The 21,866-nt window shown below is 61.0% G+C and carries 21 protein-coding genes and 2 pseudogenes; 9 read left to right on the forward strand and 14 right to left on the reverse strand.

The genetic code is table 11. From position 1 onward, the window contains the following. Both HLUSI_RS0125030 and HLUSI_RS0125035 read right to left on the reverse strand, forming a co-directional pair. Nucleotides 1-375, reverse strand: a 375-nt coding sequence (locus tag HLUSI_RS0125030; RefSeq protein WP_016836540.1) for a response regulator transcription factor, incomplete at its 3' end; no start/stop codon positions are given. Nucleotides 376-429: 54 nt separating this feature from the next. Further along, a complete protein-coding gene (locus tag HLUSI_RS0125035; RefSeq protein ID WP_016836541.1) occupies nt 430-2,442 on the reverse strand; it encodes a PAS domain S-box protein in 2,013 nt (670 codons plus the stop codon). A 195-nt stretch (nt 2,443-2,637) separates the two neighbouring features. Here HLUSI_RS0125035 and HLUSI_RS0125040 point away from each other — a divergent pair, with 195 nt between their 5' ends. The 3 genes from HLUSI_RS0125040 to HLUSI_RS0125050 all read left to right on the forward strand — a co-directional run bounded on the left by HLUSI_RS0125040 (nt 2,638) and on the right by HLUSI_RS0125050 (nt 5,610). Next, nucleotides 2,638-3,642, forward strand: a complete 1,005-nt coding sequence (locus tag HLUSI_RS0125040; protein ID WP_016836542.1) for a TRAP transporter substrate-binding protein — start codon at nt 2,638-2,640, stop codon at nt 3,640-3,642. Nucleotides 3,643-3,772: 130 nt separating this feature from the next. Further along, complete coding sequence (locus tag HLUSI_RS0125045; RefSeq protein WP_029364012.1) at nt 3,773-4,333, forward strand: TRAP transporter small permease; 561 nt, start codon at nt 3,773-3,775, stop codon at nt 4,331-4,333. Next, entirely contained in the window at nt 4,330-5,610 is a 1,281-nt protein-coding gene (locus HLUSI_RS0125050; protein WP_016836544.1) for a TRAP transporter large permease, read from the forward strand. The genes HLUSI_RS0125045 and HLUSI_RS0125050 overlap by 4 nt, the downstream gene beginning before the upstream one ends. On the opposite strand, the gene HLUSI_RS33195 is transcribed toward HLUSI_RS0125050, so the two are convergent. Continuing rightward, entirely contained in the window at nt 5,591-6,010 is a 420-nt protein-coding gene (locus tag HLUSI_RS33195; protein ID WP_157138011.1) for a hypothetical protein, read from the reverse strand. The two genes, HLUSI_RS0125050 and HLUSI_RS33195, sit on opposite strands and share 20 nt — an antisense overlap. Nucleotides 6,011-6,061: 51 nt before the next feature. Beyond that, the gene (locus HLUSI_RS0125055; protein WP_016836545.1) at nt 6,062-6,715 is read right to left on the reverse strand and encodes a VOC family protein; all 654 of its coding nucleotides are present in this window, start codon (nt 6,713-6,715) and stop codon (nt 6,062-6,064) included. Between the two features lie 112 nt (nt 6,716-6,827). Between HLUSI_RS0125055 and HLUSI_RS30675 the strand changes: the two are divergent. The 4 genes and pseudogenes from HLUSI_RS30675 (at nt 6,828) to plsY (ending at nt 9,471) form a co-directional block, all read left to right on the forward strand. After that, nucleotides 6,828-7,326: pseudogene (locus HLUSI_RS30675) on the forward strand (methylated-DNA--[protein]-cysteine S-methyltransferase). Further along, nucleotides 7,316-8,287, forward strand: coding sequence for a site-specific tyrosine recombinase XerD (gene xerD / locus HLUSI_RS0125065; protein ID WP_050977778.1), 972 nt, complete (start codon nt 7,316-7,318; stop codon nt 8,285-8,287). The pseudogene HLUSI_RS30675 and the gene xerD overlap by 11 nt, the downstream one beginning before the upstream one ends. Before the next feature lie 41 nt (nt 8,288-8,328). Beyond that, entirely contained in the window at nt 8,329-8,823 is a 495-nt protein-coding gene (gene ybaK / locus HLUSI_RS0125070; RefSeq protein WP_016836547.1) for a Cys-tRNA(Pro) deacylase, read from the forward strand. 39 nt (nt 8,824-8,862) lie between these two features. After that, nucleotides 8,863-9,471: a glycerol-3-phosphate 1-O-acyltransferase PlsY gene (gene plsY / locus HLUSI_RS0125075; RefSeq protein ID WP_016836548.1), complete on the forward strand. Its 609-nt coding sequence runs from the start codon at nt 8,863-8,865 to the stop codon at nt 9,469-9,471. A gap of 28 nt (nt 9,472-9,499) precedes the next feature. Here the strand turns inward: plsY and HLUSI_RS0125080 are convergent, their stop codons facing one another. Further along, a complete protein-coding gene (locus HLUSI_RS0125080) occupies nt 9,500-10,060 on the reverse strand; it encodes a hypothetical protein (protein ID WP_157138012.1) in 561 nt (186 codons plus the stop codon). A 185-nt stretch (nt 10,061-10,245) separates the two neighbouring features. Next, nucleotides 10,246-11,271 carry a tRNA (adenosine(37)-N6)-threonylcarbamoyltransferase complex transferase subunit TsaD gene (gene tsaD / locus HLUSI_RS0125085; protein WP_016836550.1) on the reverse strand — a complete coding sequence of 342 codons (1,026 nt, stop codon included), beginning with the start codon at nt 11,269-11,271 and terminating at the stop codon, nt 10,246-10,248. A 162-nt stretch (nt 11,272-11,433) separates the two neighbouring features. Between tsaD and ybiB the strand changes: the two genes are divergently transcribed. Next, complete coding sequence (ybiB, locus tag HLUSI_RS0125090; protein WP_016836551.1) at nt 11,434-12,405, forward strand: DNA-binding protein YbiB; 972 nt, start codon at nt 11,434-11,436, stop codon at nt 12,403-12,405. A gap of 41 nt (nt 12,406-12,446) precedes the next feature. On the opposite strand, the gene HLUSI_RS0125095 is transcribed toward ybiB, so the two are convergent. Then, the gene (locus HLUSI_RS0125095) at nt 12,447-12,872 is read right to left on the reverse strand and encodes a hypothetical protein (protein ID WP_016836552.1); all 426 of its coding nucleotides are present in this window, start codon (nt 12,870-12,872) and stop codon (nt 12,447-12,449) included. 619 nt (nt 12,873-13,491) lie between these two features. On the opposite strand from HLUSI_RS0125095, the gene HLUSI_RS0125105 reads away from it, so the two are divergent. Further along, nucleotides 13,492-15,552 carry a putative bifunctional diguanylate cyclase/phosphodiesterase gene (locus HLUSI_RS0125105; protein ID WP_016836554.1) on the forward strand — a complete coding sequence of 687 codons (2,061 nt, stop codon included), beginning with the start codon at nt 13,492-13,494 and terminating at the stop codon, nt 15,550-15,552. Between the two features lie 32 nt (nt 15,553-15,584). Here HLUSI_RS0125105 and HLUSI_RS0125110 read toward each other — a convergent pair whose 3' ends face one another. The 7 genes and pseudogenes from HLUSI_RS0125110 to HLUSI_RS0125135 all read right to left on the reverse strand — a co-directional run. Then, entirely contained in the window at nt 15,585-16,934 is a 1,350-nt protein-coding gene (locus HLUSI_RS0125110) for an MATE family efflux transporter (protein WP_016836555.1), read from the reverse strand. A 52-nt stretch (nt 16,935-16,986) separates the two neighbouring features. After that, nucleotides 16,987-18,705 (reverse strand): ArnT family glycosyltransferase, encoded by a 1,719-nt coding sequence (locus HLUSI_RS0125115; RefSeq protein WP_016836556.1) that lies wholly within the window; start codon nt 18,703-18,705, stop codon nt 16,987-16,989. Nucleotides 18,706-18,940: 235 nt separating this feature from the next. Then, nucleotides 18,941-19,210: a type B 50S ribosomal protein L31 gene (locus HLUSI_RS0125120; protein WP_016836557.1), complete on the reverse strand. Its 270-nt coding sequence runs from the start codon at nt 19,208-19,210 to the stop codon at nt 18,941-18,943. A gap of 249 nt (nt 19,211-19,459) precedes the next feature. After that, nucleotides 19,460-20,662, reverse strand: a complete 1,203-nt coding sequence (locus HLUSI_RS0125125) for an ABC transporter substrate-binding protein (protein ID WP_414087492.1) — start codon at nt 20,660-20,662, stop codon at nt 19,460-19,462. Nucleotides 20,663-20,767: 105 nt separating this feature from the next. After that, nucleotides 20,768-21,118 (reverse strand): annotated as a pseudogene (locus tag HLUSI_RS0125130) (ABC transporter substrate-binding protein); the annotation flags it as partial. A gap of 196 nt (nt 21,119-21,314) precedes the next feature. Further along, complete coding sequence (locus HLUSI_RS33200; protein ID WP_157138013.1) at nt 21,315-21,647, reverse strand: hypothetical protein; 333 nt, start codon at nt 21,645-21,647, stop codon at nt 21,315-21,317. After that, the coding region (locus tag HLUSI_RS0125135) for an ABC transporter substrate-binding protein (RefSeq protein ID WP_238534080.1) at nt 21,644-21,866 on the reverse strand (223 nt) is incomplete at its 5' end. The genes HLUSI_RS0125135 and HLUSI_RS33200, both read right to left, overlap by 4 nt.

A 21,866-nucleotide genomic window follows, 5' to 3' on the forward strand; every position in this document is an offset into this window, starting at 1 on the left:
GCGCGCGCGCGCGCGCGCGCGCGCGCGCGCGTGGTTGTCGTTGAACGGCTTTTCAAAGAAATCGAAGGCGCCGTTCTTGAGCATGTCGACCGCCATCGGCACATCGCCATGGCCGGTCAGGAAAATCACCGGACGCCGCCGTGTGATGCCGCGGCTCTTGAGCGTGTCGAACAGCGCCACGCCGCTTTGGTCCGGCATGCGCACGTCGAGCAGGATGCATTCGCCGTCGACGTCGAAACTGTCGGGGTCGGCTTGTTCCATCGCCGCCAGGAGCGCCGCAGCGCCGGCGTAGGCGATGGCGGGAATGGCGCGCGATTGCGCCAGCCATGTGAGCGAATCGCGGATGATCTCTTCGTCGTCAACAATGTGCAGCATTGATGCCATGTGAAATAGTGACGCTTGGCCGAAGGCGCGCGTTTTTGTTCTGGTTCAAACCGCGGAGTCCTGCACGGGCAGGGAAGGCAAGGAAAACCGGAAGATTGTACCCCCGGCAGGGTTGTTGGCATAGGTCAGCGTGCCGCCGTGGAATTCAATGGTGGTGCGGCAGATGTTGAGCCCCATGCCCATGCCTTCGGCCTTGGTCGAGAAGAACGGCGAGAACAGGGCGGCCGCGACTTCCGGCGGTATGCCGTGGCCCTGGTCGATGACCGACACCACCACGGATTGTTGCGACGAGGTCTGCCGGTCAAGCGCGGCGGCGATGCGCAGGATGCGGCGCTCCGGCGCGATCGCCGCCATCGCCTGGATGGCGTTGCGGGTGAGGTTGAGCAGCACCTGCTCAAGCAGCACGGCGTCGCCCAGCACGTTGGGCAGATCGGCTGGAATCGCAGTCTGCACCACCACCAGGAATTGCTGCGCCTGCAGTTCGACCAATGGCGCGATGTTGTCGACGATGCCCTTGATCGACACCGGCTGGCGCGTCGGCTCGCGCTTCTTGACGAACTGGTGCACGCTGCGAATGACGTTGCCGGCGCGCTGCGCCTGGGTATTGATTTTTTCGAGCGCGGGTTGCAGCGAGGCCGGATCGATGGCGCCGCTCTGCATCATGTTGAGCGCGCCCGTGGTGTAGCTGGAGATCGCCGCCAGCGGCTGGTTCAGCTCATGCGCCAGGGTCGAGGCGATCTCGCCCATGCTGGCCAGGCGCGCACCGGTCTGCAATTTTTCTTCCTGCATGCGATTGAGGTCTTCCGCGCGCTTGCGGTCGGTGACGTCGAGGATCGATCCCATCCAGCCGGTCTGCTTGCCGTTCTGGTCCACCAGCGGCGATTCGAAAATCAGCACCGGAAAACGCTCGCCGTCCTTGCGCTGGAAGATGGTTTCGAACTGCGGCGTGACGCGGCCGGCCAGCACCTTGGAGAAGCGTTCCTGGTATTCGTCCATCGCTTCCGGCGCCCAGTAAGGCATCGGCGGGATCTTGCCGACCAGTTCGTCGGCGGGGATGCCGACCATGGTGCAGAAGGCCGGGTTGACGTAGGTGATGCGGCCTTCGAGGTCGCGTGCGCGCATGCCGGTGACCAGCGAGTTTTCCATCGCGCTGCGGAACGAGACTTCGTGCACCAGCGCTTCTTCCGCCGTCATGCGGCGGTTGATGTCGCGCCACAGCGCCCACAGGCTCCACAGCAAGCCGAGCGACAACACGATGACCGAGCCGACCAGCAGATTGGGCAGCAGCTTCGGCGCGCTCTTGGTGCTGTTGGTGTGCAGCCGCAGCGTCAGGCCGGGCAGCTCCAGCTCGCGCCGGTGCGTATAGACGTTGAGGCCGGGACCGCCTGCGGTGCGTCGTGCGACCACCTTGTCGTCGGTGTCGGTGAGGACGATTTCGTTGTCCTGGGCGAACCACCACGGCACCATTTCGTTGAGCACGCGCGCCACCGAATAACTGGCGACGACGCTGCCGAGGTAATGGTTTTCGCGGAACAACGGGATGTGGTAATCCATCACCACCGGTTCGGCGATCCCGGGCGGCACTGCGGGGGCGCTGTAGATCGGGCGGCGAATGGTGCGCGCCTGTTCTTCAGCCTGCTGTGACGGCGTCGACAATTCGTGGCGCGGGACCGGGAAGTCATCGGTGGAGGCGATCGGCTTGCCCTCGGCGCTGAGCCAGGTGACGCGATAGAACTCGCGGTTGTTGCGCAGCAGCGCGTTGAGGCGGCTGCGGAACTGGTCCTTTTTCAGATGCTCGTTGACGATCTCGCGTGCGATCAGGCGCATGCTTTCATCGTCGCGGCTGAGTTGGAAACGGATCGCCTGTTCCACCCACAGCGAGTCGGCGATGAGCTGTTCCTGGCGTTCGCTCGACTCCATCTGCTGCGCCTGGCGCGGCAGCCAGATCAGCGTCATCAGGAACAGCAGCACCAGCAGGATCGGCATGACCCAGCGCAACAGGTGACGGCGTCCCGGCGACAGCAGATGGGAAGGAGAGGAAGTGTGCTGCTGGGTCATGAGGTCCGGTAAAGAGGCGATGGCGTGGTGCGCGTAGTTTATCGCGAGCGACGGCACAGGAGCGGATGTTGCGGCGCGTCATGCAAATTGTGGTTATCCACAATTGTGTCAGCATTTTGTCATGGCAAAATGCGCTCAGTCAGAATCGCGACCACGCCTTTTCCATATTTTTCAAAACCAAAAAAGGGGACAACCATGAAACTCAAGTCATTAGTTTTTGCACTTGCCGCTGCAACCATCATCGCCGGCAATGCATTTGCCCAGGCGCCGATCATCATCAAATTCAGCCACGTCGTCGCCAACGACACGCCCAAGGGCAAAGGCGCCGAACGCTTCAAGGAGCTGGCCGAAAAAGCCACCAAAGGCCGCGTGAAGGTCGAGGTTTATCCGAACAGCACGCTGTACAAGGACAAGGAAGAGCTTGAGGCGCTGCAACTGGGCGCCGTGCAGATGCTGGCGCCGTCGCTGGCCAAGTTCGGTCCGCTGGGCGTGAAGGAATTCGAAGTATTCGACCTGCCGTATATCTTCCCGAGCAAGGAAGTGCTGTATCGCGTGACCGAAGGTCCGATCGGCAAGGACCTGTTCAAGAAGCTGGAGCCCAAGGGCATCACCGGCCTGGCGTACTGGGACAATGGTTTCAAGGGCATGTCGGCCAATAAGCCGTTGCATGTGCCGGCCGATTTCCGCGGCCTGAAGATGCGCATCCAGTCGTCCAAGGTGCTCGACGCGCAAATGCGCGCGCTCGGCGCCAATCCGCAAGTGCTGGCTTTCTCCGAGGTTTATCAGGCGCTGCAGACCGGCGTGGTCGACGGCACCGAGAATCCGCCATCGAACCTGTACACCCAGAAGATGCATGAAGTGCAGAAGCACGTGACGGTCTCCGATCACGGCTACCTGGGCTATGCGGTCATCGTCAACAAGAAGTTCTGGGACGGCCTGCCGGCCGACATCCGCACCGCGCTGGAAGGTGCGATGAAGGACGCCACCAAGTATGCCAACGCCATCGCCCAGCAAGAGAACGACGCCGCGCTGGCTGCCGTGCAAAAGACCGGCAAGACCACCATCTATCGTCTGAACGACAAGGAAAAGGCCGAATGGCGCAAAGCCCTGTTGCCGGTGCAGACCCAGATGGCCGACCGCATCGGCAAGGATCTGATCGCCGCGGTCAACAAGGAAGCTGCAGCATTGGGTCAGAAATAATCGCGTCGGATACAACAACGACCGATGCAGGCGTGCCGCGTGCCGCCTGCGTCTGAAAAAAAAACTGACAGGGATGGAATCCGGCGGCGCTCGCTCGCCGGTTTTTTCATCCCAATGAGGAGACGCAATGTTGAAATTTCTGGACCACCTGGAAGAGTGGCTGATCGCCTTCCTGATGGCGGCGGCGACCGTCATCATCTTCGTGGCGGTGTTGCACCGCTATGCCTCCGGCCTGCCGATTCCCTGGCTGCAGGATGAACTGATACAAATCAACACCAGCTGGGCGCAGGAGCTGTGCATTTTCATGTTCGTGTGGATGGCCAAGTTCGGCGCCGCCTACGGCGTGCGCACCGGCATCCACGTCGGCGTCGACGTGCTGATCAATCGCATGAATACGCCATGGCGCAACAAGTTCGTGGTGCTGGGCCTGCTGGCCGGCGCGCTGTTCACCGGCATCGTCGGCACGCTGGGCGCTCAGTTCGTCTGGGAAATCTCACAGCACTCGAGTACGTCCGAAGTGCTGGAAATACCGATGTGGATGGTCTACATGGCCGTGCCGCTGGGTTCTTACCTGATGTGCTTCCGTTTCCTGCAGGTCTGCTGGGCCTTCATCAAGACTGGTGAATTGCCGAAACACGACCACGCCTACGTCGAAGGCCTCGACGAAGAAATCGCAGGAGGAAAAGCATGAACGCAGCCATTATCTTCGTCCTGCTGTTCGGCCTGATGCTGACCGGGATGCCGATCTCGATCTCGCTCGGCCTGACGGTGTTGACCTTCCTGTTCACCATGACCGACGTGCCGATCCAGTCGGTCGCGCTGAAGCTGTTTACCGGCATCGAGAAGTTCGAGATCATGGCGATCCCGTTCTTCATCCTGGCCGGCAACTTCCTCACGCACGGCGGTGTCGCCCGGCGCATGATCAACTTCGCCACGGCGATGGTCGGTCACTGGCACGGCGGCCTGGCGCTGGCGGGCGTGATGGCGTGCGCCTTGTTCGCGGCGGTGTCCGGTTCGTCGCCGGCCACCGTGGTGGCGATCGGTTCGATCATCCTGCCGGCGATGGTGCGACAGGGTTTCCCCAACAAATTCGGCGCGGGCGTCATCACGACCTCGGGCGCGTTGGGGATCCTGATTCCGCCGTCGATCGTGATGGTGATGTATTCGGTCTCCACCAACACCTCCGTGGGCAAGCTGTTCATGGCCGGCGTGGTGCCGGGTCTGATGCTGGCCTTCCTGCTCGGTGCGACCACCTGGTACCTGGCGCGCAAGCATAACTACCCGCGTCTGCCGAAGGCGAGCTGGGCCGAGCGCGGTGCGGCCTTCCGCAAGAGCGGCTGGGGCCTGTTCCTGATCGTCATCGTGATGGGCGGCATCTATACCGGTATCTTCACGCCGACGGAAGCGGCGGCGATGGCGGCGGTGTATGCCTTCATCATCGCGGTGTTCGTCTACAAGGACATGGGCCTGAAGCAAGTGCCCAAGGTCTTGCTGGACTCCGCATCGATGTCGGCCATGCTGTTGTACATCATCACCAACGCGGTGCTGTTCTCCTTCCTGGTGACCAGCGAAAACATCCCGCAGGCGATGGCGGCGATGATCACCGACAGCGGCCTCGGCCCGATCACCTTCCTGCTGGTGGTGAACGTCCTGCTGCTGTTGGCGGGCAACGTGATGGAACCGTCATCGATCGTGCTGATCATGGCGCCGATCCTGTTCCCGGTGGCGATGAAGCTGGGCATCGATCCGGTCCACTTCGGCATCCTGATCGTGGTCAACATGGAAGTCGGCATGTGCCATCCGCCGGTCGGCCTGAACCTGTACGTGGCCTCGGGCATCACCAAGATGGGCATCACCGAGCTGACCATTGCGGTCATGCCGTGGCTGTTGACCATGCTCGGTTTCCTGGCCCTGGTGACCTACTGGCCGGCCCTGTCGCTGTGGCTGCCTAACCTGATCTATAACTGATCGGTGGGAAATGGGCCGACCCCGCGCCGACCTCGCGCAGCAGCGCGGGGTCGGCTTCATCAGATGTCTGTTGAGTTGCTGAAAAGCATGTTGTTTTTGCCCTGAAAAAGTGCTTTGAAAGCGCGCAGAGTGCTGCTAAAGTGCGGGCTTCGCTGAAACGGCAAACGGTCATTGCCGACCCAGCAATCGAATAGAGCAGTCTTGTTTTTGGTTCATTGTTGTTGATGTACGCGCCTGGCCGGCGACCCTTCCGAATCATCGGAACGGCGCACCCGGGCGGCACCGGATACAAAGCGGGTGGTGCATAACAAACGGTATTGATACCGAGGATACTGAGGAGACGTGAGTTCAAGAAGCTGTTTAAACGGCCGGGACGCACAAGGGTAATTTCAAGGCGCATCGCAAGATGCGCCTTTTTTATTTTCTGCGCGTATTTGCTTGCTCGTGTCGGCTATTCCGCCATCCCCAGCGGATGCAGGCCGGTCGGCGTCTGGATCAGCGCCAGCATGTGCGGTTTCTGTCCCGGTGCCGGCTGGTGCATGTCGACGTGGCTTTGCAGGCCGATCTTCGCCAGGCTGGCGGCGATTGCCGCGGCTTGCGGATGGCATCCCTCCAGTTTGACCAGGCTGCAACCGAGATCGGCCATGTTGTCGGTCGGGTGGCTGGAACTGTTCCACTGGATCAGGCTGGGCATCACGCCGTCCAGGATCAGCTTGCCGTCGGAGGGAATGGTGATGCGCCATTGCAGCGCGCCGCGGCTCATTTCTTCGACGATGCCGGGCGAGATGGCGGATGCCGCCGTCGCCGTCTCGATGTCGTCGGTGCGCACCACCCAGGTCGCCAGGCGCGGCTTGCTGCCGGCGGCCACGTAGTCCAGCCCGAACCAGCGCGCACGTTGTGGGACAGGAGCCGCCGGATTGACCGCGATGACTTCCAGATAAAAGCCGCGACCCAGCTTGAGCAGGGCGTTGTGGGTGCCGAGGCGCACGTGCTCCCCGCCGGCTTGCGGCGACACGCCGAGGGTCTGCTCGATGTAGGCAATGCCTTCGGCCAGCGAGGGGGCGGTGACGACGAGGTGATCGGCGTGGCTGGTAGGTGTTGTCATGTATCTGGTTCCTCGATTGCAGCAGGGTGAAGGTGGAGGTGGAGTGGCGGCGGGTTGGCAGCCGACTGCGGCGATGTGCTTAAATAGCGTATTCCCTCAATGTTTCCGAGTCATGAAGAATACACAAGCTGGCGATATTTTCTCCGCCATCGTACACGTACCGTTCGGCGGCATCGGCATTCGCACTTCCGCCGGCGTGATTGTGGAGATGGTTACGCTGCCCAGGCACTTCGGCGAAAAGGATGCCACCGACGCCGTGGCCGACAAGGCCGTCAAACAGATCCTGCGTTATATCGACAAACCGGACTACCGCTTCAAGCTGCCGCTGGCCGAGGTCGGTTCGGATTTCCAGCGCCGCGTCTGGGATGCGATCGCCTCGATTCCGCGCGGTGAAGTGCGCACCTACGGCCAGATCGCCAAATTCATCCGGTCGGCGCCGCGCGGCGGTGGGGCAGGCTTGCGGCGCCAACTGGTTTTCGCTGGTCATACCCTGCCATCGCGTGACGGCGGCGGGCGGACTGGGTGGCTATTCACATCGCGACGACGAGGATGGCTTCCCACTCAGCGTCAAGCGCTGGCTGTTGGCGCATGAAGGCGTCGATGGCTACTGACGCATCTGCTGGCGCAGCCAAGCCTGCCAGAAAAAGCGTCGCCGGGCGGGCGCCCAAGGTCCAAGCCACCGGCGCCAGCCTGGCCGCCATCGATGAATTCTGCGACACGCTGTGGCTGGAAGACGGCCTCGCCAAGAATTCGCTGGAAGCCTACCGGCGCGACATGACGCTGTTTGCACACTGGCTGCAGACGGAGCGCCGCAAGGATTTGCTGGCTACACAGGCAGAAGACCTGAACGCTTATTTCGCCGCACGCCACGCCGACACCAAGGCCAGTTCCTCCAATCGCCGGCTGGCGGTGCTCAAGCGCTTCTTCCTGCTGGCGCTGCGGCAGAACCGCATCAGCGAAGATCCCTGCCTGCGGCTGCGCTCGGCCAAGCAGCCGCCGCGCTTTCCCAAGGTGTTGTCGGAAGGCCAGGTCGAAGCCTTGCTGGCCGCGCCTGACGTTACGACCCCGCTGGGCCTGCGCGACCGCACCATGCTCGAACTGATGTACGCCAGCGGCCTGCGCGTATCCGAACTGGTGTTGCTGAAGTCGGTGGAAGTCGGCATGAACGAAGGTGTGCTGCGCATCACCGGCAAGGGCAACAAGACGCGCCTGGTGCCGTTCGGCGAAGAGGCGCGCAGCTGGATCGAGCGCTACCTGCGCGAAGCCCGCCTGCTGATCCTGGAGGGCCAGGTCGACGACGCCCTGTTCGTCACCGCCCGCGGCGGCGCCATGACGCGCCAGATGTTCTGGACGCTGATCAAGAAATACGCGCTGCAAGGCGACATCCGTGCGCCGCTGTCGCCGCACACCTTGCGCCACGCCTTCGCCACGCATTTGCTCAACCACGGCGCCGACCTGCGCGTGGTGCAGCTGCTGCTCGGCCACGCCGATATTTCGACCACCCAGATCTACACCCATGTGGCGCGCGAGCGCCTGAAGAAATTGCATGCGGAACATCATCCGCGTGGATAACCCATTTCAGCCGTTTCAAGTTGCGGCATAATGTGCGCCAAATGAGCTCCAAAAAAGACCATATTTCCGAAACCCAGGCGACGCAATTCCTGCGCAAGCACGGCATTTCCTTTACCGAACATCCCTATCCCTACGAAGAGCACGGCGGCACCAGCGTGTCGGCGCGCGAACTCGGCGTGGACGAGCATCACGTCGTCAAGACGCTGGTGATGCAGGATGAAGCGGCCAGGCCGATGCTGGTGCTGATGCACGGCGACCGCAAGGTCTCGACCAAGAACCTGGCGCGGCAAATCGGCTGCAAGTCGGTGGAGCCGTGCAAGCCGGAAGTGGCCAATCGCCATTCCGGCTTCCTGATCGGCGGCACCTCGCCGTTCGGCACGCGCAAGGCCATGCCGGTCTACGTCGAAGAAAGCATCCTGGCGATTCCGAAGATTTACATCAATGGCGGCCGACGCGGTTTCCTGATCGGGATTGCGCCGGACGTCATCGTCAAAGTCCTGCCCGGCAAGTCTGTACACTGCGCGCTGGAAGAATAAACAAGCTGCCGTAAAAACAGCGTCAAGAAAGAGAATTCAATGAATACAGTACTGTTTGCAATCGCCGCCTACCTGATCGGCTCCATTTCATTCGCCGTGGTGGTGAGCAAGGCCTTCGGCCTGTCCGATCCGCGCACCTACGGTTCGAAAAATCCCGGCGCCACCAACGTGCTGCGCAGCGGCAACAAGAAGGCCGCGGCGCTGACCTTGCTGGGCGATGGTTTCAAAGGCTGGCTGGCGGTATGGCTGACAATTAAACTGGGGCCGCAATTCGGCGTCGGCGACACCGGCGTCGCGTTGGCGACCATCGCCGTCTTCCTCGGTCATCTGTGGCCGGTGTTCTTCCGCTTCGTCGGCGGCAAGGGCGTGGCGACCGCACTCGGCATCCTGCTGGCGCTGAACGTCTGGCTCGGCGTGGCGACGCTGGTCACCTGGCTGGCGATCGCCTATGCATTCCGTTACTCCTCGCTGGCGGCGCTGATCGCCAGCGTGTTCGCGCCGTTCTACTACGGCCTCCTGTTCGGCAGCGCCGACGGCATCCTGCTGGCGGTGCTGGCGATGAGCGTGCTGCTGATCTTCCGCCACCGCAAGAACATCGCCAATCTGTTGGCCGGCAAGGAAAGCAAGATCGGCGCTAAGAAAAAATAATCACGGAGCGCCAGCCGGCCGGGAGCGGCTACTGCTCCCATGGCAAATGAAAATTGAACGAACGCTGTTGCGGCAGAGATGTTCGGATCAACTGAAATTTCCGCCACGTGCGCGGCATGAAATCGCTCTTGAGCGTCTCTGGCAATTGCATTTGTCGTTCTACCGTATGTCTGGCGCGGTTGTAGCAGCGATAACACCATGACGTGGAAATCAGCAAATACGTGGCAAGCACGGCGATGTTGTTGTCGCAGTGTTCCAGCAATTTGAGATAGGCCGCAGCGCGTGAATGATGCGGGCTGACGTGCAACTCCCGATTCTCGGCTTCCTTCAATTCCAGCATCGCCAACGGGTCATCGGCCGGATCGCTACGCAGCTTGTTGAGCAGCGGATGGCTGTCATGCTCAGGATCGTCGCCATAATCCCACGCGTCCAGCCGGACCGCCATGCGGATAGTCTTCTCGTCGTAGTTCACCAGTTGCTGGTACAGATAACTGAATAGCAAATCGACGTGCGCCGGATTCAGAAAGTCGATTTCGAATCCCTGTTTCGCTTTTATTTTTTCCGCCATGAGCCAGGCTTCCGCCTGCACGTCATCAGCTTCGTGCTCTCCTTTTGTCGCTGCGGAGATCTTTCTGAATTTGGATTTGTATTTTTTTGCGAAGGCGGCAAAGTCGCTGTGAGGCATCTGTTTTTGAAAAAAAGATGCATCTTAGCTGCGCGTATTTGCCGTGGGAATCGTATTTATTCCGATATTGCGTGTTGATTACGCAGTGACTACGTATTGATCTCATCCAGCGGCCAGCGCGGCCGCACGCTGAACGCATAGTCGCGCTTTGCCGCCTCGGGATGCTGCTGCAGGCGCATGGCGCCGGCGAAGGCGATCATGGCACCGTTGTCGGTGCAGAATTCCAGTTCCGGATAAAACACCTGATAGCGCCGTTTGGCGGCAGCGGCGTTGAGACCTTCGCGCAGTTGCTTGTTGGCGCCGACGCCGCCGGCGATGACCAGGCGCTTCATGCCGGTGTGCTTGAGCGCGTTCATGCATTTGGCCACCAGCACGTCGACGATGGCGTCGACGAAGGAGCGCGCGATGTTGGCCTTGTCCTGTTCGCAGATGTTGGTGGTCTGGTTCTTGACCACGGTCAGCACGGCCGTCTTCAGGCCGGAGAAGCTGAAGTCGAAATTCTTGGAATGCAGCATCGGGCGCGGCAGCTGATACACACCCGGATCGCCGAATTCGGCCAGCCGCGAAATCGCCGGGCCGCCCGGATAGCTGAGGCCGAGCAGCTTGGCCGACTTGTCGAAGGCTTCGCCGGCGGCATCGTCCAGGGTTTCGCCGAGCAGTTCGTACTGGCCGACGCCGTCCACGCGCATCAGTTGCGTATGGCCGCCCGACACCAGCAGCGCCACGAAGGGGAACTGCGGCGGCTTGGCCGACAGCAGCGGCGACAGCAGGTGGCCTTCGAGGTGATGCACGCCGAGCACCGGCTTGTCGAGCGAGAGGCCGAGGCCGCAGGCTACCGAGGCGCCCACCAGCAGCGCGCCGGCCAGTCCGGGGCCTTGGGTGTAGGCGATGGCGTCGATGTCGTTGTGGGCGATGCCGCTGCGTTCGAAGACTTGCCGGAGCAGGGGAATCGCACGCCGTACATGGTCGCGCGAGGCCAGTTCGGGGACGACGCCGCCGTATTCCTGATGCATCGCGATTTGCGAATGCAGGGCATGGGCGAGCAGGCCTTTTTGCGTGTCGTATAACGCCAGGCCGGTTTCATCGCAGGAGGATTCGACGCCGAGAACTATCATGTGTTGCAGAAGGGAAAACAGTGGGAACGCGCAGGCGTCCGAAGGCGCTATTGTAAAGGAAAGGCGCGCACAGCCACGGCGGCGCACAAGATGCGTCGCATGGTGTACCCTTGCGCTCATCAAAAACGGCAGCAATAACGGCAGCAATACGAGAGCGCGATCATGACGGAATCAGGCAAGGAAATGCTGGCTGCGGCCCGCTTCATCAAGGAAATCGGACGCGGCAAGGATGGTGCGCGCAGCTTGTCGCGCGAGGATGCGCAACTGCTTTACGGCGCCATGCTGGACGGCCGCGTGAGCGACCTCGAACTCGGGGCGATTCTGCTGGCCATGCGCGTCAAGGGTGAATCGGTGGAAGAAATCGCCGGCTTCCTGGATGCCGCCGAAGCCTCTTTTACGCCGCTGCAGGCGCCGCTGGGCGACTACGCGCCGGTGGTGATTCCGAGCTACAACGGCTCGCGCCACATGGCCAACCTGACGCCGTTGCTGGCCTTGCTGCTGGCGCGTGAAGGCGTGCCGGTGCTGATGCATGGCGTAACCCAGGATCCGCAACGCGTCACCAGCGCAGAGATTTTCGAAGCGCTCGGCATTCTTCACGCGATCGGTCCGCACGAAGCCGAGGCCGCGCTGGCCAACCGGCAGCCGGCATTCATCCCGATCCAGGTGCTGGCGCCGCAAATGGCGCGTCTGCTGGCGATGCGGCGCGTGCTCGGTGTGCGCAATTCAACGCATACGCTGGTCAAGATCATGCAGCCGTTTGCGGCGCCCGCTTTACGTCTGACCTCGTACACGCATCCCGAATATCTGGAAATGCTCGGCAAGTATTTTGTCGACGCTGCGCCGCCTCAGCGCGGGGACGCTTTCCTGATGCGCGGCACCGAAGGCGAAACCGTCGCCAACGCGCGGCGCGCGCAGCAGATCGACTGGTTCCATGGCGGTGAGCGCACGGTGCTGGTGGAGAAGCAAAAAGTGGCGGAAGAGATTCCGGACTTGCCGGAGGGCAGGGATGCGGCCGTGACGGCGCGCTGGATCGAGGCGGTATTGCGCGGCGAGAAAACCGTGCCGATTGCGATCGCCGAACAGGTCGAGCATTGCATGACTGTGTCCAAAGCGATCAAGGCGCGCACGCTCTGAGCTCGCTCATTGCCACCTGAGCGGCATCGCGAGGCGTCTCTTCAGGCTTTGGGTTTGACAACCTTTACGGGTAGCGCTGCAGTGACTTGCGCGAAGGCGAAGATGACTTCCTTGACGATCTTGCGTTGCGGCGCGGGCAGGTTGATGAAGGCTTCGAAGGCTTCACGCTCGCGGTAGCCGATGGCTTCTTCCCAGCGGGCACGGCGCTTGTCGATGCGCTTGCCGATTTCTTCGCCGAAGCGCAAATGTTGCGGCGTGACAATGAGCCATTCGGCGAGCGTCTCGAGCTTGTCCTGGTTCGGCATGGACTCACCGAGAAGCCAGCGTCGCACGCCATGCAAGGTCATCGGTTTTCCCCAATAGCGCAAATTGAACTCGCGTTCCAGAACAGCGGGTTTTGGTTCATAACCCGCTTTTTCCATCGAGGCGCGCAGTCGTTTTGCAAATTTCTCGTTCGCGTTTTCCATGACTGGAACTTACTGCCTAGTGGGTGAGGATTGGGTACTTTTATTTTTTGGAATAATTACGCGGAGGATGTGACTTATAATCAACGCCGCTTAACGTCACCAAGTTGTAGCTATCTTGTCTTATTTTTAACTTGACTGATAGATAACAATTGTAATGTGTCTGAATCTCCCAACATGACGCCCAGCAAGCCTTTCAGGCTATTCTCGGTGTTTGCGCGAACCTTGTTCGAAGCATTTCGAGAAGGCAAAAAGAGCTTTTGCGACCAGATTTGCAAAGCGCCGCGCGGGAGCTGTCGTATTGTCAGAAAATCCAGTTCTTTTCACCTCGTGAAAACGGCGGGGAAGAAGCCGGGATTTTTTGGTCCAAACCAGCTAGAATAGGCGCGGATAAAGGGATTGCGCCGGATTGCGCCGATTGTCGCGAATGAATAAAGAGCAAACGACAAACGGCAGCGCATGCAAAAACACGAGCGTTTGCGACGCTTTTTTCTCCTGATTTTGTTTGTGAAAATCGATGCGTTATCGCGATCGATGAAGCTTTGTTTGTCGTCGTGGATTCACGGGATTCATTTTCGTAACACGCAGTTCGAACGGAAGATGCAGACGGATTTCTCAGATCATGGCCGGCTCCTATAACCTTTTGCTGATTTGCTTTTCCCTATTTGTTGCGACGCTTGCTTCGTACACGGTATTGGAAATCGCTGAACGCATCTCATCGCAGGAAACCGCGCGCTACCGCCGCATGTGGCTGGCTGGCGGCGCGCTGGTGTTCGGCGTCGGCATCTGGTCCACGCATTTCACCGGCATGCTGGCGTTCCAGTTGCCGATCAACATCGGCTACAACGCCTTCTTCACCGGGATCTCGTTGCTGCTGTGCATCGGCCTGTCGTTCTATCTGCTGCACCGCTCCACCCAACGCCGCTTGCGCTGGCCGCGCATGCTGGGCGACGGCGTCGCCCTGGGCGGCGGCATGGCGGTGGTGCACTGGATCGGCCTGCACTCGATGCAGATCATGCCGGCGGTGCGTTACACGCCGTGGCTGGAAATCCTGTCGGTGCTGGCGACGATGGCCGTCGCGGTGCTCAACATCTGGATCATCTATACGCTCAACGCGCGCAAGAGCGATCATTTCTGGCGCCGCGTGATTTTTGCCGGCATGCTCGGCCTGGGCATCTTCTTCATGCACTGCCTGAACATGGCGGCGGCCAATTTTTCGCCCGACAGCATCAGCAGCACTTACGCCAGCATCGACAGCGACAACCTGATGAGCGCGGTGGTGCTCGGCACCTTGTTCGTGCTGATCGCTGCGCTGATTTTCAGCGGCGCGCAAAAAACCAAGCTGCTCAGGAAAATCGTCGGTCGCACCAACGACAAGCTGCTGCACTTCGCCACGCACGACGTACTCACCGGCCTGCCCAATCGAGCCTTGTTGGCCGAGCGCATCCAGCATGCGATCCACGTTTCCAAACGCAGCGGCCTGTCGTTTGCAGTGCTGTTCATGGACCTGGATGGCTTCAAGGCCATCAACGATTCGCTCGGCCACTCGGTCGGCGACGGTTTGCTGATCGCCGTCGGACAGCGCATCCGCGCCTGCATCCGCAGTGAAGACATGGTGTCGCGCATCGGCGGCGACGAGTTCGTGGCGGTGATGGGCAACCTGGCTTCGCCCGAAGTGGTGGAAAACCTGGCGGAAAATATCCTGAGCGTGCTGCGCCAGGATTTTCGCGTCGACGAGGCGACGCTGCGCGTGACGTCGAGCATCGGCATCGCGGTGTATCCCAACAGCGGCGACACCGTCGAGGCGCTGATGAAGAACGCCGACGCGGCGATGTACGAGGCCAAGCAGAACGGTCGCAATACCTATCGTTTCTTCGAGCCGGCCATGCACGCCAGCGCGATGCGGCATCTGACGGTGCGCCATGCGCTGCAACTGGCGGTGGAGCACAACCAGTTGTCGCTGCATTTCCAGCCCAAATTCGAAGGCCGCCAGCGTACCCTGACCGGCGTCGAGGCCTTGCTGCGCTGGGATCATCCGGAGCTGGGCAGCATGAGTCCGACCGAGTTCATCCCGATCGCCGAGCGCTCGGGCCAGATCATTCCGATCGGCGACTGGGTGTTGCGCGAAGTGTGCGCGCAGATCGTGCGCTGGGATGCGGCCGGCATGCCACCGGTCAAGGTGGCGCTCAATCTGTCGCCGCTGCAAATGCGTCCCGATCTGGTCGACAGCGTTACCGCCATCGTCAGTCAGGCCGGCATTGCGCCGCAGCGCCTGATGTTTGAAATCACTGAAACCGCGGCGATGAAGAACGTCGAAAAGAGCGCACGCATCATCACCGATTTGCAGCAGCTCGGCTACGACATCGCCATCGACGATTTCGGCGCCGGTTATTCCAGTCTGGCGTATCTGCAGCAGTTCCATTGCCGCCAGCTCAAGATCGACAAGTTCTTTACGTCGCGCCTGGATCAGGGCGGCGACTCCGGGCCGGCCATCGTATCGGCCATCATCGCGTTGGCGCATGCGCTGAACATGGAAGTGGTGGCCGAAGGGGTGGAGACGGAAGCTCAGCTCGCCGCGCTGCAAAAACTCAACTGCGACCAGGTGCAGGGATTCCTGCTGGCGCGTCCGGGCGCAGCGGGAGACGTGCAGCATTTTTTAGGTCAGGGCAGGGCGTTCGCCTGATGTCCTGAAGCGTTTGGCGGCCCTCGGCTGCTCTACGCCACGCTCCGCTGGATGACGCGCAAATACCAGATCAGGAAGAACGCCACCAGCCCCAGGCTGGCGCTGTTGCCGAGCCAGAAGCCGGCGGCGCCGTGCAGCCATGCCGGCGATACGCCGAACGGATCGAGGCCGAGGATGTAGCCGCCGCCGAGTCCGATACCCCACAGCGCCACCGCATAAATCACCGTCGGGATCACCGCCACCTTGTAGGCACGCAGCACGAAGGCCGTGGTCACCTGCAGCGAGTCGAACAACTGGTAGAACGCGATGAACAGGAACAGCGGCAAGGCCGACGCGATGATGACTTCGTCGGGCGTATAGGCGCGGATGATCTGCTCGCGCGCGAACCATACCGCCACGCCGATCAGCACCGACAGGATCGCCGACAGGCGGATGCCGGCGCGGGAAATCTTCTTTGCCGTCTGCCAGTCGCGCGCGCCGATGGCTTGCGCCACCAGCGTGCCGGTGGCGTTGGCCAGCGACAGCGGCAGCATGTACAGCACGGTGCCGACGTTGGCGGTGATCTGGTGACCGGCGACCGCAACCGCACCGAGACGCGCAATGAAGATCGCCATCAGCGTGAATGCCGTGACTTCGATGAAATAGCTCAGGCCCATCGGAATGCCGAGTTTCAGCAGGCTGCGTTGGGCTTTCCATTGCGGTGCGACGAAACCGCTGCCGAACACGCGCAGTTCGCGGTAGATCGGCGCGCCGCGCACCAGCATCCAGCCGGTCAGCAGCATCAGCCATGCAATCAGGCTGGTGGCGATGGCGCAACCCGGCCCGCCGAAGGCCGGCAAGCCGAGGCCGCCGAAGATGAACCAGGCGTTGAGCGGAATCTTCAGCAGCAAGGCGCCGATCTGGATCGCCATCACCATCTTGGGACGCGAGATCGCGTTGTTGAGCGCGGCATACACGCGGAAACCCAGCGTTGCCGGCAGCGCCAGCGCTTCGATGCGCAGGTAGAGGGTGGCTTTTTCAGCCAGCTCCGGCGAGGCTTGCGCGAACGACAGGAACACCGGCGAAAACAGCAGCGCCAGGCAGCCGATGCAACTGAGGAAAAAGGCCAGCCACAATCCCTGCTTCACTTCGCGGCCGATGTCGCCGAAGCGCGCGCCGTACAGCTGGCCGATGGTCGGCAACAATGCCTGCAGCACGCCCGACAAGCCGACGAATACGCTCACGTAAATCGACACCCCGAGCGACAGCGCCGCCAGATCCATCGCCGAGAAGCGCGACACCATCGCCGTGTCGATCACGCCGTTGGCGATCAGCGCCAGTTGGCCGATCAGGATCGGCCAGGCCAGCGAAGCAATGCGGAATGTATGGATGCGTGATGTCATGCTGTTCAAAAGTCGACGCCGGCCTGGCCTGGGTCAGGCCGCCGGTATCGCTTCAATTGCCGATGCGGCGATACAGGCGGAAGCGCTCGTCGCGGTCGGAGGGGCGCCGGCCTTCCCACAGCAGTTGCCAGCGGCCTTCATACTGGCGCAGCATCTGCTCGGCGTTCTGGTTGTCGATACTGTCCTGCAGCAGCAGGAAGTCGCAGCGCATATCCGGGCGGTCTTCGAAATGGACGTGGCCGAAGTAGGCGAACGACGCGCGCTGCGCCGGGCCGACGTTGGATTCCACGCATTGCTTGACTGCCGACATGCGTTCTTCGATCTGTTGCGCCACGCCGGCGTAGCTCTTGCCGTAGTTGACCCATGGCAGCCACAAGGTCATCAGCAGCACCCAGCACAGCACTACGCCGCCAGACGACAGCACCACCGCGCGCCACAGCACCGAAGGCCGGCGCGAAATGCGCCAGTGCACCAGCAGGATCCAGAAAATCGTGGTCAGCACGGCAATCGCCAGCGCGATCGCATTGAAGCCGGGTTTGTAGCCGGGAGCGAGCTTGAAGGCGTTCTTGGCGATCTGTGCCGGCCAGCCGGTTTCCTTGGCGATCCAGCCGATCCAGATGAAGGCCGCGCAGGTGGTCAGCGTCATCACCGAGAACCAGTCCACCGCATTGATGGCGCCGCGCTTCATGGTCGGCAGGCCGAAGGCAGCCAGTATCGCCAATGCCGGCAGCAGCGGCAGCAGGATGCCTTCTTCGCTGTGCACGTTGAGCAGCACCAGCAGCGTCAGCGGGATGAAGAAGGCGAGCGGCAGCGAAATGTGCAGAGACTGCAACTGACGGCGCCAGGCGTACACGGCCCAGCCGGCGAACGGCCATGCCGGCCAGGCGAACCAGACGCCGTACTTGCCGAAGAACTTCAGCGAGGCCATGGTCGGCCAGTTGATTTGATAGATGTTCCAGCTGAGCCAGGTCGAAAACTGCGCGCTGGCCTCGGGCAGCAGGGCGCGGATCGAAAAGACCCAGATCAGGCAGATCGCCAGCGCCGTCGGCAGCGACAGGCCGATCAGCGACTTGAACACCGGACGATAGTGCAGGCCCGACAACACCAGCAATCCCAGCAGCACGCCGGCCGGCAGCAGCCAGCCGTGCGTCAGCACCAGCAGGCCCAGCACCGCGCCCAGAGACAGCGCCTGATGTGGCTTGTTGGTATCGAACACGCGCGCGGCGCTGTACATGGCATAAGCCACCAATGCGATTTGCAGGGTTTTGGCGCTGGTCTCGTGGCTGTGCAGCAGCAGACCCAGGAAGCCGAGGTAAATCAGGAAAGCGCCGTCGGCCAGGGTACGGCCAAAATCGCGCGGTTCCGGCTGGCCGCCGAAGGCCAGTTTGAGCGGCTGCGCTTCGCTGCGACGGCCGAGCAGATAGGTGGCGTACCAGATTGACAGCGAGCCGATCAGGAAGCAACCCACGGTCGAAATGCGCGCCGCCAGCGGATCGCCCAGCAGCCAGCCGAACAGCTTGATGCAGATGGCGCCGAACCAGTAGGCCAGCGGACTCTCGGCGGGCATCGCCATGCCGGCGATGTTGGGCGCCAGCCAGTCCATCAGGTTGCCGTGCGCCATGGTCCACATGATGCCGAAACTGGCGGCGTCGTCGTTCTTCCATGGATCGCGGCCGATGAGGCCGGGCAGGATATACAGCAAGCCGAGCGCGAGCAGGCCCCAGCGAGGCAGAGCGTTGGTCGCGGCGGCAGGGAGGCGGACTGGCTTCATCAAGATCTTGTTGCTCTTGTTCTGGACTGCGGGGTTGGGTGGTCTTGCTTGCCGTGCGGGCTGGCTGCGCGGCATCGCTCGGGAGGGCGATTTCCGGTGTTATTTTTTTGCAGGCCCTATTGTGCAGGAATTCACCGTAAATAGTTGTTTCTGAGTGCGACAGCAGGTGCGCCACGACAAGGTGGGCCAAACAAAAAAGGCAGCCGGAGCTGCCTTTTTTGACATCGTGCAGAAATTATTCTGCTGCGATTGCAGTCTTGGAACCGACTGTGCCGAACTTCTGGCGGAACTTCTCGACGCGACCTGCGGTGTCGACGATCTTGTGCTTGCCGGTGTAGAACGGGTGCGATTCGGAAGAAACTTCAATCTTCACGAGTGGGTATTCCTTGCCTTCGAATTCGGCCTTTTCGCGTGTGCCGATAGTCGAACGGGTGATGAACTTGAAGTCGTTCGAAACGTCGTGGAACAGAACTTCGCGGTAATCCGGGTGAATGCCTGGTTTCATTTTTTGCCTTGAAAATTAGTGGTAGCCAATCGTCACTTCGTCGGTCGCCTTGCTTCTTGACCCGATTGTCGATCACTTGCCGGTGAACAGTCCGAAATTATACAATGAAATCATGGGTTTGCACCAAATCTAAATGGCCGAGGGCGGGGCCGGGATGTTGTTTTTTGCCAATCCGAGGCCGTTTTCCGGGCCGGTGAGACGCTGCCGGCGGGGGAGAAGCCCCGCGCCGGCAGGTTTGTCAGCGCACGCTTATTTCCACAGGGAACACTTGGATTCCGCCTTGGTGGTCCATGCCTGTTCGGCAGGAATGGTCTGCACCACCTTGTAGTAGTCCCACGGATACTTCGATTCGGACGGTTTCTTCACTTCCATCAGGTACATGTCGTGCACCATGCGGCCGTCGGGACGGATATAGCCGTTCTTGGCGAAGAAGTCGTTGATCTTGGTCTTGTGCATCTGCGCGATGACCTTGTCCGGATCGTCGGTGCCGCTGGCTTTCACCGCGTTCAGGTACTGGGTCGTTGCCGAATAGTCCGCTGCCTGCAGCATCGACGGCATCCGCTTCATCTTGGCGAAGTAGCGCTTGGACCAGTCGCGGGTTTCCTGGTTCATGTCCCAGTACCAGCCGTCGGTCAGGTACATGCCCTGCGTGACCTGCAGCGTCAGCGCATGCACGTCGTTGATGAACATCAGCAGGCCGGCCAGCTTCATCGTCTTGTTGATGCCGAACTCGTTGGCCGCCTTGATCGAGTTGATGGTGTCGCCGCCCGCATTGGCCAGGCCCAGGATCTGCGCCTTCGAAGCCTGCGCCTGCAACATGAAGGACGAGAAGTCGGACGCCCCCAGCGGGTGCTTGACCGCACCCGTCACCGTGCCGCCATTGGCCTTGACGATGTCGGAGGTATCCTTTTCCAGCGAGGCGCCGAAGGCATAGTCGGCGGTCAGGAAGTACCAGCTCTTGCCGCCGTTCTTGACGATGGCCGAACCGGTGCCCTTGGCCAGCGCGACCGTATCGTAGGCATAGTGGATGGTGTAGGGCGTGCATTCTTCATTGGTCAGGCGCGCGGTGGCGCCGCCGACGGCGATGAAGGTTTTCTTCTTTTCGCCGGCCACCTTGGCCATGGCCAGGCTGGTGCCGGAATTGGTGCCGCCGATCAGCATGTCCACGCCTTGCTGGTCGAACCATTCACGCGCCTTGGAGGCGGCAATGTCGGCCTTGTTCTGATGGTCGGCGGTGATCAGTTCGATTTTCTTGCCGTTGACGCTGCCGCCGAAGTCGGCAATCGCCATCTTGATCGCTTCGACGCCGCCCTGGCCGTCAATGTCGATGTAGACGCCCGACAAGTCGGTAATCAGGCCGATTTTGACCACCTCCCCCGAAATCTGCGCTGCCGCCGGTCCGGCAAATCCTGCTGCACATGCGGCGACCACGGTCGCCGCGATGGCTGTCATCTTGACCTTCATCTTTTGCTCCTCCTGATTGGTTGTGTCTGCGTTGCTGTTTTTATGCCGTCTGGTGGACGGTGATGTGAAACCCCGGCATGGATCCACTCAATTTTCGCCGGCCACCTTGGCCATGGCCAGGCTGGTGCCGGAATTGGTGCCGCCGATCAGCATGTCCACGCCTTGCTGGTCGAACCATTCACGCGCCTTGGAGGCGGCAATGTCGGCCTTGTTCTGATGGTCGGCGGTGATCAGTTCGATTTTCTTGCCGTTGACGCTGCCGCCGAAGTCGGCAATCGCCATCTTGATCGCTTCGACGCCGCCCTGGCCGTCAATGTCGATGTAGACGCCCGACAAGTCGGTAATCAGGCCGATTTTGACCACCTCCCCCGAAATCTGCGCTGCCGCCGGTCCGGCAAATCCTGCTGCACATGCGGCGACCACGGTCGCCGCGATGGCTGTCATCTTGACCTTCATCTTTTGCTCCTCCTGATTGGTTGTGTCTGCGTTGCTGTTTTTATGCCGTCTGGTGGACGGTGATGTGAAACCCCGGCATGGATGCTGCGCTTGCGATGAATGCCCGGCAGCAGGAACGATGCCGGGAAAATGTCTGGAACGGTTGGAACGATCTGGTCTTGTCGGTCCGATGCTGTCTCTTGGTTTAATTTTTATTGCCGGATCCGTCTTTGCGCAGAGCGCGGCGTGGCTGAAATAGTAGTGTAGGAAGAAAATTGCGGTCAAGCGGTATTTCCAAACCGGCGAAAAATGCAAATAAGGCTGTGCCGGCATAAAAAAATCCGCCAGGTCGCCCGGGCTGCGCTTGCGATGAATGCCCGGCAGCAGGAACGATGCCGGGAAAATGTCTGGAACGGTTGGAACGATCTGGTCTTGTCGGTCCGATGCTGTCTCTTGGTTTAATTTTTATTGCCGGATCCGTCTTTGCGCAGAGCGCGGCGTGGCTGAAATAGTAGTGTAGGAAGAAAATTGCGGTCAAGCGGTATTTCCAAACCGGCGAAAAATGCAAATAAGGCTGTGCCGGCATAAAAAAATCCGCCAGCAGGCCAGCTTCATCGTCTTGTTCACGCCGAATTCATTGGCCGCCTTGATGGCGTTGATGACGTCGCCGCCCGCGACCGCCAGACCCAGGATCTGCGCCTTCGAAGCCTGCGCCTGCAACATGAAGGACGAGAAGTCGGACGCCCCCCCCCCCCCC

Source organism: Herbaspirillum lusitanum P6-12, from assembly GCF_000256565.1.
GTDB classification, from domain to species: domain Bacteria; phylum Pseudomonadota; class Gammaproteobacteria; order Burkholderiales; family Burkholderiaceae_D; genus Herbaspirillum; species Herbaspirillum lusitanum.

Coding starts and splice junctions, on each gene's coding strand:
- ybaK (WP_016836547.1), top strand. CDS start 8,329: ATGAGCTCCAAAAAAGACCATATTTCCGAAACCCAGGCGACGCAATTC.
- HLUSI_RS0125105 (WP_016836554.1), top strand. CDS start 13,492: ATGGCCGGCTCCTATAACCTTTTGCTGATTTGCTTTTCCCTATTTGTT.
- HLUSI_RS0125035 (WP_016836541.1), bottom strand. CDS start 2,442: ATGACCCAGCAGCACACTTCCTCTCCTTCCCATCTGCTGTCGCCGGGA.
- tsaD (WP_016836550.1), bottom strand. CDS start 11,271: ATGATAGTTCTCGGCGTCGAATCCTCCTGCGATGAAACCGGCCTGGCG.
- HLUSI_RS33195 (WP_157138011.1), bottom strand. CDS start 6,010: ATGCGCCTTGAAATTACCCTTGTGCGTCCCGGCCGTTTAAACAGCTTC.
- HLUSI_RS0125095 (WP_016836552.1), bottom strand. CDS start 12,872: ATGGAAAACGCGAACGAGAAATTTGCAAAACGACTGCGCGCCTCGATG.
- ybiB (WP_016836551.1), top strand. CDS start 11,434: ATGACGGAATCAGGCAAGGAAATGCTGGCTGCGGCCCGCTTCATCAAG.
- HLUSI_RS0125050 (WP_016836544.1), top strand. CDS start 4,330: ATGAACGCAGCCATTATCTTCGTCCTGCTGTTCGGCCTGATGCTGACC.
- HLUSI_RS0125040 (WP_016836542.1), top strand. CDS start 2,638: ATGAAACTCAAGTCATTAGTTTTTGCACTTGCCGCTGCAACCATCATC.
- HLUSI_RS0125110 (WP_016836555.1), bottom strand. CDS start 16,934: ATGACATCACGCATCCATACATTCCGCATTGCTTCGCTGGCCTGGCCG.
- HLUSI_RS0125125 (WP_414087492.1), bottom strand. CDS start 20,662: ATGACAGCCATCGCGGCGACCGTGGTCGCCGCATGTGCAGCAGGATTT.
- xerD (WP_050977778.1), top strand. CDS start 7,316: ATGGCTACTGACGCATCTGCTGGCGCAGCCAAGCCTGCCAGAAAAAGC.
- HLUSI_RS0125055 (WP_016836545.1), bottom strand. CDS start 6,715: ATGACAACACCTACCAGCCACGCCGATCACCTCGTCGTCACCGCCCCC.
- HLUSI_RS0125120 (WP_016836557.1), bottom strand. CDS start 19,210: ATGAAACCAGGCATTCACCCGGATTACCGCGAAGTTCTGTTCCACGAC.
- plsY (WP_016836548.1), top strand. CDS start 8,863: ATGAATACAGTACTGTTTGCAATCGCCGCCTACCTGATCGGCTCCATT.
- HLUSI_RS0125115 (WP_016836556.1), bottom strand. CDS start 18,705: ATGAAGCCAGTCCGCCTCCCTGCCGCCGCGACCAACGCTCTGCCTCGC.